Here is a 13,670-nt window from a genome sequence, read left to right on the forward strand (position 1 = left end):
ATGCTAAATCCTAGAAAAAAATTTGTTTTGCCATGATTAAAATCACAGCTAAAGGAGAGATAAATCTTAAAAAGAAATACCATATTTCAAAAAATATTCCCCTCATATAAGGATTAAATAATGTTTTTAATACTTCTTTTTTCAAAACAAACCCAACAAAAATAGCACCAAATAATCCCCCCAAAGGCATCATTAAATTTGAAGCAACAAAATCAAGTATATCAAAAAAACTTTTTCCAAAAAATTCTAAAGAATCTTTACTCCACTCAATACTTGATAAAATACATAAACTTCCTAAAAAATATACCACAAAAGCAATCAATACTAAAGCCTTTTTACGAGAAAAATTATAAGAGTTAATCAAATAAAAAGTTAGTGGTTCTATCATTGAGATTGCTGAAGTTATGCCCGCAAAAAACAAAGCTATAAAAAAGACTACAGCTAAAACATTACCCAAAGGTAAAAAACCTATCGGATTGATATTTGAAAATAAATTCATTAAGGAAACAAAAATTAATCCTGGTCCTTGTTGAGCTGGATCTCCATTAAATTCAAAAACAAAAGTAAAAACAATCAAACCCATCATAATACCTATAATGACATTGATAAATATGATATTAATAGTGCTACTTATAAAATTAGTTTTATCAGGCAAACTTGCTGAATAAGTGATAATAGAACCAACTCCAATTGACAAAGAAAAACATGCAAGTCCTAAAGCGCTTAAAAACGAGCCAACTCCCAACTTTGAAAAATCAGGAGAAAACAAAAAGTCACTAGCTTTAGAAAATCCTTCCATACTAAAAGAATATCCAAGCATTAAGATAAGTAATATAAATAAACTTGGCATCATCCAGACATTTAGTTTTTCTATACCACTTTTTACTCCTTTTGATACTACATAAAAAATTACTACAAATACAAATGTAAAACACACAAATTGTGATATAACATCATTTGAAAGTAAATTTCCAAAACTTGCTGCACTTTCATCTATACTCTTTGGCAAAGGAAAAAATCCAAAATAAATATACTTAACAATCCAACCTATAATCACACTATAAAAAGAAACTATTAAAATTGCACCTATCATAGAAAATCCCACAAGAGACCATAATCGTTTATTTTTTGGCGCCAAAGTATAATAAGCATTTACAGGATCTTTCTCACTTAGCTTTCCTATGCTAAGTTCAGCTAGAAATATTATAAAACCAACACCTAAAGTTAAAAGTAAATATACGATCACAAAAGCTGACCCGCCATTATTACCTACTAAAGTTGGAAATTTCCACGCATTTCCAAGTCCAACAGCTGATCCTGCAACCGCTAAAACAAATCCTATCTTAGAAAACTTTTCATTCATAAAAACACCCTAATTACAATTATAAAGGGTTTAATTTAGCTAAAAAAACTTTAATTTATTTTAAAATGGAGTTTAATTTATTAAAATTTCAATATTTTTAAAGTTATTTTTTTATAAAATCAATGCTTTAAAATTACGAGTAGGGATACGCAAGCCGAAAGAATTTTAATTATTAAATCACTAATTTAAGGAAAAATTATGAAAAAGATTATATTTTTAATGCTAGCTCTAAGTGGTTTTGCGTTTGCAGCAGAAGGAAGTATGAATCAATGGTTAGCATCATTTTCTGTTTTAGCAGCAGGTCTTGGCCTTGGTGTTGCAGCTTTAGGTGGAGCTATAGGAATGGGAAATACAGCAGCAGCTACTATAGCAGGAACAGCTAGAAATCCTGGTCTTGGCGGTAAATTAATGACTACTATGTTTATTGCTTTAGCAATGATAGAAGCTCAAGTAATTTATGCACTTGTTATAGCATTGATTGCTCTTTATGCTAATCCATTTCAAGCGTTAGTGGCAGCTTAAAAAAATTAATACCTTCTATTGTAGAAGGTTTATGCGGTTATGGTGGAATTGGTAGACACGCCATCTTGAGGGGGTGGTGCGCTCAGCGTGTGCGAGTTCAAATCTCGCTAACCGCACCATAATGTTAGGATTTTAAAATGACTTTCTATCTTCTTGTTAGTGCTATAGCATTTTTAGTTCTTATATACTCTGTAAAAAAATACACATTAAATTTAGATAAAAAATCACTATTAGAACCCATAAAAACAAATATTTATCCTGAATTTTGTGACTTGATTAATGAAAAAATAAGATTATTAAAAACTCAACTATTAAATAGCGAAATTGAACTTAAAAATAATACCGACAAAGAGTATTTTTTAGAAAATTTAAGCAATATGAGTAGAAAATTAAATCATATACAAACAATGAATTTGAGCAATAAAAGCGATACCATATGGCAAAATGAACTTTTTTTATTTTTAAAAGAATTAGAAAATTTACTTATAGATTTCATCCAAGATGGAGAAAAGTTAAGCGATGAATTAAGAATGTATTTGATGAATAAATTTAATGAACTACAAAAAGAATAATTTTAGTTATTTAATTTTATTATTTCTCCATTAATTACAGAATGTGTAACAATACCGCAGATTTCTTCATTATGATATAAAGAATATTCATTATCTATTATTTTTTTATATTTTTCATCAAAGATAATAAAATCTGCATCATACCCTATTGCTATCTTTCCCTTATTCAATCCTAGGAATTTTGCTTGATTATAACTTGTAAAGTCGCAAAGTTTCTTCCAACTTAATAAATTATTTTGCACAAAATAAGTAAAACATAAACTAACATACATATCAATAGCATCAACTCCGAATTTAGCTTCATCAAAAGCCAAATTCTTCTTTGATGTCGAGATAGGAGAATGTAATGAAGTTAAAAATTTAATTTTATAATCTAAAAAATATTCTTTTAATTTTGTCTGCGTTTTTTGATCTTTTAAAGGAGGTAAAATTTTTGCACTGGTATTAAAATTATCGCATGCATTATCATTCTTTAATAAATGATGGATAGAAATTTCACTATTTTTATCTTGCAATAAATCAAAAGATCGAGTTAAGCTTAATGCGTCAAAATTCACATTAACATCATAAAATTCTGAAATTTCTTTCATTTTAGCAACTTCACTACTTTCAGCTATATCACTAATACCAATAAGCCCTAATTCAAAACTCATCTTACCATCATTCATAACACCGTGGTCATCAAATTTTTCATCAAAACATTTTATAAACACTAAACTATCTTTCATCTTAGCATATTGCATACTTTGTCTTAAAAAATTTGATTCTATATTACTTTGAATTTCTAATCCTTTTGCACCGCTATCTAACAAAATTGATATATCTTTCATTTTGTTTTCTTTATCTAGTACTTTTATAGTAGGAATAATATTAATTTTTAAAGTTTTTAATTTATCAAAATATAATTTATATCCTTGAGTGTTAACATCCAAACTATCTCTTAAAACTATAGTAGAAACACCTCCACTCAAACATTGTTTTTCTAAAGCAACCAAGCTATCAAATTCAAAATCATTATCTAATAAATTGACATTTAAATCAATAAAAGAAGGCAAAAGAGTTTTTTCTTCTAAATCAATAACTAAATCTGATTTATCACTAATAAAACTATCTATATGAATAATTTTACCATCTTGAATTTGAATATCAACTTTTTCTTCGCCATAAATTCTTGCATTTTTTAAAATCATTGAATTTCCTCTTTTGATAACATTAAATCAGCTACACATTTTTGAATGTTTTTACCATTTAACATGAAAACTACTTCATTAACAATGGGAGTATAAATCTGATATTTTTGCGCTAAAGAATGAATAGCAAATGCTGTTTGCACTCCCTCTGCAACTTCACCCAATTCTTGCAAAATTTGTTCTAAATTTTTATTTTGTGCGAGATTAAAACCCACTCTATAATTTCTAGAAAGTGGACTTGAAGCACTAAGAAATAAATCTCCTGCTCCACTCAATCCTAAAAAAGTTTCTTCACTTGCATTAAAATATCTACCAAAACGATGCATTTCAACCAAACCTCTTGATACAAGTGAAGCTCGCGCATTATTTCCTAATTTTAAACCATCACATACACCGCTAGCAATAGCTAAAACATTTTTATATGCTCCACAAATTTCAGCACCTTTAACATCATTACTTATATAAGTTTTTACATATTTTGGAAAAAAGGATGAAAATTTGCTACAAAGTTGTTTATTTTTTCCACTAATAACTAAAGCACATGGTTTTTTTTCTAAAACCTCTAAAGCAAAAGAAGGGCCGCTTAAAAAACAAATTCTATCACTGGCTATGAAATCCATAAAAATTTCATCCATGAATTTTAAACTTTTAAAATCAATACCTTTAGAAGCAACCAAAATTTTATGATCGCAGTCTTTAAAATTATTTTTTAACCATTCATAAGAACCTTGAGCATACAAGGCAAAAATTAAGTATTCGCATTCTAAAGCGATATCAGTACTAACAAAATTCGGAATATCTTTATTGTGATATGAAGTAATCACACATTCATTATGTACGCTTAAAGCGTCATATAAGGCACTTCCCCATTTGCCTGCACCAATAACTGCTATTTTCATTATCCAAGCTTTGCTTTTAGAATTTCATTTACCTTATTAGGATTAAATGCTCCTTTGCCTGCTTTCATAGCTTGACCAACAAAAAATCCAAAAAGTTTATCTTTACCGCTTTTATATTCAGCAACTTTATCTTCATTAGATTGTAAAATTTCATCAATAATTTTTTCAATTGCACCATCATCACTAACTTGTTTTAATCCAAGTTTTTCTATGGCATCATCAATGTCAATCTCTACATTTTCAAACACATATGCAAGTATATCCTTGCCTGCTTTAGCACTAATTACTCCCTCTTCTATACGTCGAATAAGCAAGGCTAATTTTTCTTGTTTGACAGGTGAATTTTCTATAGTTAAATCACCTTTTAAAAGCCCCATAAGCTCTGTCGTAAGCCATGTCACACATAATTTTGGACTTAAATTTTGACTTATTAAATATTCAAAATATCTACAAAGCTCTAAAGAAGAAACTAAAACTTCACTATCACTTTCTTTTATACCAAATTTATCAATAAATTTAGCCTTTTTTTCATCTGGCAATTCTGGAATTTTTATATTTAACATATCATCACTTAAGATTACGGGTAAAAGATCAGGATCTGGAAAATATCTATATTCTGCAGAGTCTTCTTTACCTCTCATACTTTTAGTAACCAAATTTACAGTATCAAACAATCTTGTTTCTTGAAATACTTCATCTTCATACACACCATCTTCCCAAGCTTGACTTTGACGCATTACTTCATAGTCTATAGCTTTTTGTATAAAGCGGAATGAATTTAAATTTTTTATCTCTACTCTAGTATAAAGTTTAGTATCTCCTTTTGGTCTAATACTTACATTTGCATCACATCTAAAACTTCCTTCTTGCATATTTGCATCAGAAATATCTAAAAACCTTATAATAGAATGTAATTTTTTAAGATAAGCTACAGCCTCATCAGAACTTCTAAGTTCAGGCTCACTCACTATCTCTAGCAAAGGCGTACCTGCTCTATTTAAATCAACTTTTGAAAAATTACTTTCATGAATATTTTTTCCTGCATCTTCTTCTAGATGAGCTCTTGTAATACCTATGCGCTTATTATCACCATTTATATTTATAAAAAGTTCTCCGTTTTCAACTATAGGCACATCAAATTGTGAAATTTGATAAGCTTTTGGTAAATCAGGATAAAAATAATTTTTTCTATTAAATATACTTTTTTGATTTATTGTCGCATTAATAGCTTTACCAAAAGCTATAGCTTTAGTTGTTGCTTCTTTATTTAAAACAGGCAAAGCACCTGGTAAGGCTAAGCATGTAGGACAAACATTTGTATTTGATTCTTCTCCAAAAGAAGTTGCACATGAACAAAAAATCTTAGTTTTAGTATTTAATTGTGCATGAACTTCTAACCCTATAACTACCTCAAACATTAATTTTCCTTAGAATTTTGTTTTTATTTTATCGTGTTTTATTTCAAAAAGAGTTTAAAAGAATCAAAGAAGAGTTATAAAAAGCATTTTATTGCTTTTTATAAAATCAGTGCTGTTCATCAACTACAGTAGCACCAGCTAAATAAACATAAGTTAATATCATAAAAATAAATGATTGCAAAAATGCCATAAAAGTTAAAAGTATATAAGCTGGTAAAGGAGCTACCCAAGGTACAAGTGCTAAAATAACAGCTAAAAATAAATCATCTCCTTTTATATTTCCAAATAGACGAAATGATAAAGAAATAACTCTTGAAATATGGGAAACAATTTCTATAGGAAACATCAATGGGGCTAAAATTTTTACAGGGCCCATAAAATGTCCAAAATATTTAAAAATTCCTTGAGTTCTAATACCTTCATAATGATAATAAAAAAATACGATAATAGCTAAAGTGGCACTAAAATTCAAACTAGCACTAGGAGCTTCAAAGCCAGGTATTATACCTATTAAATTGCTAAAAAATACCATAAAACCTATAGTTGCAACAAGTGGCAAATATCTTCTTGCAGCTTCATCACTTCCCATGGTATCTCTTCCCATGCTTAGTATACCTTCCATATATGCCTCAGCTAAATTCTGACTTCCTCTAGGAACGATTTGCATTGATTTTGTAGCAAATTTAGCCAAAACCAAAGAAATTACAACAACTATAGCAAGATGAAAAAAATAAGCAAAAGTATGACTAGTATCGATAAAAGAACTAAATAAAAATAAATCTTTCATTAAAAAACCTCAGCTAGAATATTCAAAAGCAACTATTATAAAACAATTTTTCTTATATTTTAATGAAAAAATATTTTTACAAACTACATCCATTCTAATACTTCACGCAATTCCTTTGCAACAAAGCATTTTAATCCTATTTTTTCCAAAGGATCACTTGCTATAATAGCATTTTTAAAATTTTGCATCTTCGCTTCTTTTAATCTTACATCAAGTGAAAAAACTTCTTTAATTTCACCATTTAAGCTAAGCTCTCCTATAAAAACACTATCTTTACTTAGGGGTCTATTTTTAAAACTTGAAATAATGGCGGCAACTACTGCTAAATCCGCTGCTGTTTCATTGATTTTAACTCCACCACTAACATTTATAAAAACATCATATCTCCCAAGAGGAATTTCAAGTTTTCTCTCAAGTAACGCTATAAGCATATCTAAACGATTTTTTTCATAACCTGTAGCACTTCTTTTTGGATAAGTGCTCTCGCACACTAAGGCTTGAATTTCTAAAATCAATGCTCTTGATCCTTCCATAACAACACTCAAAGCACTACCACTAACTGCTTTACCTCTAGTAAAAAATTTATTCGAAATATCTTTTGCGCTAATTAATCCTTTAGAAGTCATTTCAAAAATTCCGACTTCACTAATATTTCCAAAACGATTTTTAAAACCACGTAAAATTCGAATTTCTTTATTATTATCACCTTCAAAATAAAGCACTACATCAACCATATGTTCTAAAATTCTAGGACCAGCAATCGCTCCATCTTTTGTAATATGGCCTATAACAAAAGTACTTATATTTCTAGCTTTACAAAAACGCATTAATTCAAAAGTAATTTCCCTAACTTGAGTTACGCTACCAGCTGCTGAAGCAATTTTATTAGAATAAATTGTTTGTATAGAATCGATAATTAAAATTTCATATTGATCTTTTAAAAGTTCACTCAGAATATCCTCTAAACAAAGCTCAGTTAGCAAAAATAAATTTTTATCATTAGCCTCTAATCTATTTGCCCTGAGTTTAATTTGAGCTTTACTTTCTTCACCACTTACATATAAGACTTTTTTACCATTTTTAGCTAAATTTGAAGCAATCTTAAGTAAAAGAGTAGATTTTCCAACTCCTGGGGAACCTCCTATTAAAGTCAAAGAACCTATAACCAATCCACCACCTAATACTAAATCAAGTTCCCTATATTGAGTAGAAATTCGGATAAAATTTTCTTCTTCTACATCGTTAATACAAACTGCTAGATTGCTTTTATTTATATTTTCAAGCTCTTTTAAAACTTTTATTTGTTCTTGTTTTAATTCTACAAAGCTATCCCAAGCACCACAATCAGGACATTTTCCAAGCCATTTTGTTTGCTGATTACCACAAGCTTGACATTCAAATAAAATATGTTTTTTAGCCATTAAACTACCTAAAATTATGATTTCATATTTTAATTAAATATCTTTAAGATTTCTTTTTACTATTTCTTCTTCTAAAGGGATAATATTTTTAAGTATTTCTTCATTTGTAAATTTTATATTTTGAATTAAAACTTCAAATAAAAATATATGATCTTTTATCCAAGTTAAATTTTTATTTAACCATTCGTCATTATTTCTCGGATTTATTACATAAATTCTTGCTAAATTAAATTCAAATTGTTGCAAAAATGGTCTGATAAACTCATATAAAAAACTTTTGCAATATTCGTCAAGTTTTATTTTAGAAGTATCTAAAAATTGCATAGTTTGCATAATCATTTTTTTCTTTTCTTCAAACAAAGAAATTTGATAGATTTTTTGATTGTATTGCTTTAAGTTATCTAAATGAAGTTGAAATTCTTCAATAAAACCTTTACTAAATTTTATGTTATTTTTTATTTCATTATAACTTTGTATCAACAAATCATTTTGCATATTTTTATCTAATGATACAGGTTTTTCAAAAGGTTTAGTTATTTTTTTATCTAGAAATTCTTCACAACATTCTTTAAAAGGTTTTTCTATGGTCCCTTCAATATGCGCCCCACCTTCAGTAGCATTATAAAATTTAAAACCTTCTTTGCTAGCTATATAATTTTGTATCGTTAATCTAAATATATTCCAAAATCTATGAGTAACCACAATACCATCACCGCCATAAGCTTTAGCAGATTCTTTATCTGTATAACTTTCATAATTTGGACCATAAATATACTCTTTAGGATGGGAGGTACCATCATTTGCATAAGCTAAATCTTGTCCTATAAATATAATATTTTCATGGCTTAATTCACATGCTAAATGCAAAGCATTAAGTGCCACTGTGCTACCAGCTGACAAATTTCCAAAACTATCTAAATTTAAATTATCAATAAATTTTGTTGTATAAGGTGTCAAAGTGTATTGTCTTTTTGTATCTTCTAGATACTTTATAACCAAAGGATGCACCAGAGTCAACAAAATAAATACTATATTTTTATCTATATTTTCATAATTTTGTTTTAATAAATCAGCTGTCATTTCACTACGTTCACTCATTAAAACATAATCAGGTTTAATTTCATTTTTAGCCAAAATAGAATAAGCACTATCTACACAGAATATACTAAAATTATCTTGATATCTTTTCAACAAAGGAAGTTGCTTTGTTAAAGATGGTCCAGTAGAAACTATAATAGCTGATTTTGACTTTTTATTTCTGTTTTGTAGTAAACTTTGCAAGGTTAAACCAGTAATCATTTTTGACATATTATAAGTAAATTGTGCAATTCCTTGAATTGTATCTCCTATATCATCTCCTTGATATAAAATGATAGTTTTTATACATTGTGAAATTTTATCATTTAGTTTTAAAATTTTTGTTTGAACGTCGCTATAGTAATCACTATGCAAATGCATATCATATACTCTCAAAAAATTAAAAAAAGGAAATTTTTGAAATAAAATCATCAAATCTGAACTATCAATATCGCTATTTAAAATAATAATTTTTTGTTCTTTTAACTCTTGAGAAAAATCAAAATTACTCAGTGCAATTTGCAATAATTCTAAATCATCTTCAAAAACAATAATATGTTTTAAATTTTGATTTTTTAAAAGACATTTATACAAGATTCCATTTCCAAACCCATAAAAATATAACACAGGATACAACAAATATTTTTCTTGATAAAATTTTATTTTTTCTTGTAAATATGAGTCTAGATTGTCATAAATTGCTATATTAGTTTTAGTATTTATAAAATTTAGATTGATCCCCCCCCATTATCTATTTTTTGAAATTTATTATTTTGTATTTTTCTTAGTTGATCTAATAAATAAGGATTATTTAATGATGCTAAATTTTTAGATAATATACTCATTTAAAAATAGGTTCCAAAATAGCATCTAGATATTCTTTGACATTAAATTCACAAAGATCTTCCATTTTTTCTCCTATACCAACATAAAATATCGGAAGCTCCAATTCTCTAGCTATACTAAATAATGCTCCACCTTTAGCAGTACCATCAAGTTTTGTAATAATAACACCATCAAGTTGAACTAATTCATTAAAAGCTTTAGCTTGCAAAATTCCAGATACTCCTTGCGTGCCATCAAGAATAAGTATTTTTCTATGTGGTGCGCCTTGCATAGCTTTAGCACTAATACGCACAATTTTTTCTAATTCATTAGCCAAATTTTTTTGATTTTGTAATCTACCCGCAGTATCTAAAATAACTCTATCGTATTTTTTAGCCAATGCTTTAGAGATGGTATCAAAGGCAACTGCTGATGGATCGTGTCCTTGAGAAGTGGCTATAATATCCATATCAAGTTTTTGTGCCCAAAGTTTTAGTTGTTCAATAGCTCCAGCTCTAAAAGTATCACAAGCTCCAAGTATAACTTTTTCACCATTTGTTTTGTGTAAAAATGCCATCTTAGCAATGCTTGTAGTTTTTCCAACCCCATTAACTCCTAAAATTAAATCTACAAAAGGCTTATCGCTGGAAAATTCAGGCTTATCATAAATAAAATAAGTTCCCATTACACGCTCTAAATCAGCCCTTTTTACTTCATCATTAGGTGGTAAATAATAAATAATTTCTTCTATTATTTCATAAGCAACATCAGCTTCTAATAGCATTTCTTCTAATAATTCTTTTGTAACAATTTTATTGTCTGCTTTAACTAAATTTATACTCTCTAAAGTCTTTTTTAAACCATTTTTTAAAAATCCAAACATCACATTATCACTTTTTGTATATCTATATCTAACATTTCTTCAGGAATTAGTCCTAAGTATTCTTTTATTTTCTGGCCCTTTGTGTCAAATAAAACCATTGTGGGGATGGAGCCTATATTTAAAATCTTAGAAAAAATGAGACTATTTTCTCCTGATCCTGCTTGAAAAGTTATTTTATTTTCTTGTATAAATTCAAGTATTTCTTTGTCTTTATTTTCCTCTAAAAAAAGTACTATAATATCCAATCCATCTTTATATTTTCTATGTAAATTATTTAAATGTGCAATTTCTGCTTTGCAGGGTATACACCACGAAGTAAAAAATACAAATAATTTTGCTTTAGAATTATCATCAAAATCAAATTTTTGATCTTGATAATTGACAAATAATTTTTTATCATCTAAAAATTTTAAAGTAAAATGCACATTTTCACTTTGCGTTAAACTAGCACCATTCATCTCTTGTGTATCTTCTTTTTCACTCGAACAAGCACTAAAAAAAACTAATATAAAAATTACTAAAAAAAAATTAATCTTCAAGCATTATCCTTATGATCATTTAAGCTTAAAATTATAACATAAAAAGTAAAAAGCTAAGGAAGCCTTTGACAAAAAATATTTTTAGACAAATTCAAAAAAATAAAACTAATCAAAGAATAAAATTTCAATATAAAAAAAATTTTATTATTTTTAAAGAAATAATCAAAATTTTAAAAATGCTAAAAACAACAAAAAACATACTAATTTACATACCTTTAAAACATGAAGTTGATATTTATAGATTTAGGCATTTACTTTCTAATAAATATCAAATTTTTGTTCCATTTATGCAAGATAAAAGTTTAAAGGTAGTAAAATTAAGGCTAACTCTTGATAAAAAGAGTTTTGGGGTATATGAACCAAAAAATTCCTTTTTGCATTCTCGTGTAGATATAGCCATCGTTCCTGTCATAGGTGTAGATGAAAATTTTAAGAGAATAGGTCATGGGAAAGGATTTTATGATAGATTTTTTGCAAATTTTACTCATAAAAAACCTAAAATTATTTTTGTACAAATAATTAATAGCAAAATTAAAGAAAATTTATGTGAAAATCATGACATAAAAGGTGATTTTTATATTAACCCTTATAAAAAATATTTTAGGAAAGTAAATAAAAATGATAGAAATTATAGTTGCATTAATAGCCGTTTTTATAGGCGGAGGGATTGGATATGTAGTCGCTAAAAAGATTCACGATGCAAATTTCAACATCTTTTTAGAACAAGCAAAAGCAAAAGCAAAAGCTATAGAATATGAAGCTGAGTTAATATTAAAAGATGCTAAAAATTCCGTAGCTGAAGCCGAATTTGGTGCTAAGAAAAAATTTGATGAAAAAATTCAAAAACTTCATAGAGAACATTCTATGAAAATGGAAGAACTCAATAAAAAAGAACAAAATTTATTTCATCAAGAAAAACTTAATGAAGAAAATAAAACTAGTCTTATTAAAGAAAAACAAAATATTAAAACTCTAACAGAAGAAAATGAAAATCTAAAACGAACTTATATGCAAAAATTAGATGAGGTTTTAAAAATACTTGAACATTCTGCAGGTCTTACTCAACAAGAAGCTAAAGCTATAGTTTTGCAAAAAACAGAAGAGAGTGCAAGAGATGAAATTGCTCATATAATTAGAAAATATGAAGAAGAAGCTAAAACTGAAGCTAAAAGAAAGGCTAATTATATACTAGCACAAGCTACTTCAAGATTTGCTGGAGAATTTGCTGCTGAAAGATTAATCAATGTTGTTAATATTAAAAACGATGAATTAAAAGGTCGTATAATAGGAAAAGAAGGAAGAAATGTTAAAACTTTAGAAATGGTTTTAGGAGTAGATATCATCATAGATGATACTCCAGGAGCTATTATAGTCAGTTGTTTTAATCTTTATCGAAGAGCTATAGCAACGAAAGTTATAGAACTTTTAGTTGAAGATGGAAGAATTCAACCTGCAAGAATCGAAGAAATCCACGAAAAAGTATGCAAAGAATTTGACGATAATATCTTAGAAGAAGGTCAAACTATCGTCATGGATTTAGGACTTAACAATATTCATCCTGAAATTGTAAAACTTATAGGTAAGTTAAGATATAGAGCAAGTTATGGACAAAATGCTTTGACGCATTCTCTAGAAGTAGCACATTTAGCTGGAATCATAGCAGCAGAATGCGGTGGTGATGAAAAATTAGCTAGAAGAGCTGGAATTTTACACGATATAGGAAAAGCTTTAACTCATGAATTTGAAGGTTCACACGTAGATTTAGGAGCTGAACTTTGCAAAAGATATAAAGAACATCCTGTTGTTATTAATGCTATTTACGCGCATCACGGTCATGAAGAAGCTTTTAGTATAGAATCAGCTGCAGTTTGTACAGCAGATACTCTTAGTGCAGCAAGACCTGGGGCAAGAAGAGAAGTACTAGAAGCCTTCTTAAAAAGAGTAAGTGAACTTGAAGACATAGCAAAAAATAAGTCAGGAGTTAAAAAAGCCTATGCTATTAATGCTGGTAGAGAGATAAGAGTTATTGTTAATGCAAAATTAGTTAATGATGATGAATCTATACTTTTAGCCAAAGAAATTGCTGAAGAAATTCAAGAAAAAGTTCAATATCCTGGTGAAATTAAAGTCAATGTCATTAGAGAATTAAGAGCGGTTGATTACGCAAAATAAGG

Annotated in this window: 13 protein-coding genes and 1 tRNA gene; 5 read left to right on the forward strand and 9 right to left on the reverse strand. The window is 28.1% G+C overall.

The window, feature by feature from the left end; genetic code table 11:
• Positions 1–10 precede the first annotated feature (10 nt).
• Positions 11–1,363 carry a sodium-dependent transporter gene (locus tag CINS_RS05785; protein ID WP_039650645.1) on the reverse strand — a complete coding sequence of 451 codons (1,353 nt, stop codon included), beginning with the start codon at positions 1,361–1,363 and terminating at the stop codon, positions 11–13.
• Between the two features lie 198 nt (positions 1,364–1,561).
• Between CINS_RS05785 and CINS_RS05790 the strand changes: the two genes are divergently transcribed.
• The 3 genes from CINS_RS05790 to CINS_RS05800 all read left to right on the forward strand — a co-directional run bounded on the left by CINS_RS05790 (position 1,562) and on the right by CINS_RS05800 (position 2,457).
• Positions 1,562–1,885 carry a F0F1 ATP synthase subunit C gene (locus tag CINS_RS05790; protein WP_039650646.1) on the forward strand — a complete coding sequence of 108 codons (324 nt, stop codon included), beginning with the start codon at positions 1,562–1,564 and terminating at the stop codon, positions 1,883–1,885.
• Between the two features lie 33 nt (positions 1,886–1,918).
• Positions 1,919–2,004, forward strand: a tRNA-Leu gene (locus CINS_RS05795).
• Between the two features lie 18 nt (positions 2,005–2,022).
• A complete protein-coding gene (locus CINS_RS05800) occupies positions 2,023–2,457 on the forward strand; it encodes a hypothetical protein (protein ID WP_039650647.1) in 435 nt (144 codons plus the stop codon).
• 2 nt (positions 2,458–2,459) lie between these two features.
• Here the strand turns inward: CINS_RS05800 and CINS_RS05805 are convergent, their stop codons facing one another.
• The 8 genes from CINS_RS05805 to CINS_RS05840 all read right to left on the reverse strand — a co-directional run bounded on the left by CINS_RS05805 (position 2,460) and on the right by CINS_RS05840 (position 11,496).
• Positions 2,460–3,647 carry a dihydroorotase, subgroup IIa gene (locus tag CINS_RS05805; protein WP_039650648.1) on the reverse strand — a complete coding sequence of 396 codons (1,188 nt, stop codon included), beginning with the start codon at positions 3,645–3,647 and terminating at the stop codon, positions 2,460–2,462.
• Entirely contained in the window at positions 3,644–4,546 is a 903-nt protein-coding gene (locus tag CINS_RS05810) for an NAD(P)H-dependent glycerol-3-phosphate dehydrogenase (protein WP_039650649.1), read from the reverse strand. The genes CINS_RS05805 and CINS_RS05810 overlap by 4 nt, the downstream gene beginning before the upstream one ends.
• Positions 4,546–5,964 (reverse strand): Asp-tRNA(Asn)/Glu-tRNA(Gln) amidotransferase subunit GatB, encoded by a 1,419-nt coding sequence (gene gatB / locus CINS_RS05815; RefSeq protein ID WP_039650650.1) that lies wholly within the window; start codon positions 5,962–5,964, stop codon positions 4,546–4,548. The genes CINS_RS05810 and gatB overlap by 1 nt, the downstream gene beginning before the upstream one ends.
• A 106-nt stretch (positions 5,965–6,070) precedes the next feature.
• Positions 6,071–6,751, reverse strand: coding sequence for a F0F1 ATP synthase subunit A (locus tag CINS_RS05820; RefSeq protein ID WP_039650651.1), 681 nt, complete (start codon positions 6,749–6,751; stop codon positions 6,071–6,073).
• Positions 6,752–6,834: 83 nt separating this feature from the next.
• A complete protein-coding gene (gene radA, locus CINS_RS05825) occupies positions 6,835–8,172 on the reverse strand; it encodes a DNA repair protein RadA (RefSeq protein WP_039650653.1) in 1,338 nt (445 codons plus the stop codon).
• A 33-nt stretch (positions 8,173–8,205) separates the two neighbouring features.
• Positions 8,206–9,987, reverse strand: coding sequence for a motility associated factor glycosyltransferase family protein (locus CINS_RS05830; RefSeq protein ID WP_442861391.1), 1,782 nt, complete (start codon positions 9,985–9,987; stop codon positions 8,206–8,208).
• A 103-nt stretch (positions 9,988–10,090) separates the two neighbouring features.
• The gene (gene ftsY, locus CINS_RS05835; RefSeq protein WP_039650654.1) at positions 10,091–10,957 is read right to left on the reverse strand and encodes a signal recognition particle-docking protein FtsY; all 867 of its coding nucleotides are present in this window, start codon (positions 10,955–10,957) and stop codon (positions 10,091–10,093) included.
• The gene (locus tag CINS_RS05840) at positions 10,957–11,496 is read right to left on the reverse strand and encodes a TlpA family protein disulfide reductase (protein ID WP_039650656.1); all 540 of its coding nucleotides are present in this window, start codon (positions 11,494–11,496) and stop codon (positions 10,957–10,959) included. The genes ftsY and CINS_RS05840 overlap by 1 nt, the downstream gene beginning before the upstream one ends.
• 65 nt (positions 11,497–11,561) lie before the next feature.
• Between CINS_RS05840 and CINS_RS05845 the strand changes: the two genes are divergently transcribed.
• Both CINS_RS05845 and rny read left to right on the forward strand, forming a co-directional pair.
• A complete protein-coding gene (locus CINS_RS05845; RefSeq protein ID WP_039650658.1) occupies positions 11,562–12,182 on the forward strand; it encodes a 5-formyltetrahydrofolate cyclo-ligase in 621 nt (206 codons plus the stop codon).
• Complete coding sequence (gene rny, locus CINS_RS05850) at positions 12,115–13,668, forward strand: ribonuclease Y (RefSeq protein ID WP_039650660.1); 1,554 nt, start codon at positions 12,115–12,117, stop codon at positions 13,666–13,668. The genes CINS_RS05845 and rny overlap by 68 nt, the downstream gene beginning before the upstream one ends.
• Positions 13,669–13,670 lie beyond the last annotated feature (2 nt).

The organism is Campylobacter insulaenigrae NCTC 12927, from assembly GCF_000816185.1.
Taxonomy (GTDB): domain Bacteria; phylum Campylobacterota; class Campylobacteria; order Campylobacterales; family Campylobacteraceae; genus Campylobacter_D; species Campylobacter_D insulaenigrae.

Coding starts and splice junctions, on each gene's coding strand:
- CINS_RS05785 (WP_039650645.1), bottom strand. CDS start 1,363: ATGAATGAAAAGTTTTCTAAGATAGGATTTGTTTTAGCGGTTGCAGGA.
- CINS_RS05790 (WP_039650646.1), top strand. CDS start 1,562: ATGAAAAAGATTATATTTTTAATGCTAGCTCTAAGTGGTTTTGCGTTT.
- CINS_RS05800 (WP_039650647.1), top strand. CDS start 2,023: ATGACTTTCTATCTTCTTGTTAGTGCTATAGCATTTTTAGTTCTTATA.
- CINS_RS05805 (WP_039650648.1), bottom strand. CDS start 3,647: ATGATTTTAAAAAATGCAAGAATTTATGGCGAAGAAAAAGTTGATATT.
- CINS_RS05810 (WP_039650649.1), bottom strand. CDS start 4,546: ATGAAAATAGCAGTTATTGGTGCAGGCAAATGGGGAAGTGCCTTATAT.
- gatB (WP_039650650.1), bottom strand. CDS start 5,964: ATGTTTGAGGTAGTTATAGGGTTAGAAGTTCATGCACAATTAAATACT.
- CINS_RS05820 (WP_039650651.1), bottom strand. CDS start 6,751: ATGAAAGATTTATTTTTATTTAGTTCTTTTATCGATACTAGTCATACT.
- radA (WP_039650653.1), bottom strand. CDS start 8,172: ATGGCTAAAAAACATATTTTATTTGAATGTCAAGCTTGTGGTAATCAG.
- ftsY (WP_039650654.1), bottom strand. CDS start 10,957: ATGTTTGGATTTTTAAAAAATGGTTTAAAAAAGACTTTAGAGAGTATA.
- rny (WP_039650660.1), top strand. CDS start 12,115: ATGATAGAAATTATAGTTGCATTAATAGCCGTTTTTATAGGCGGAGGG.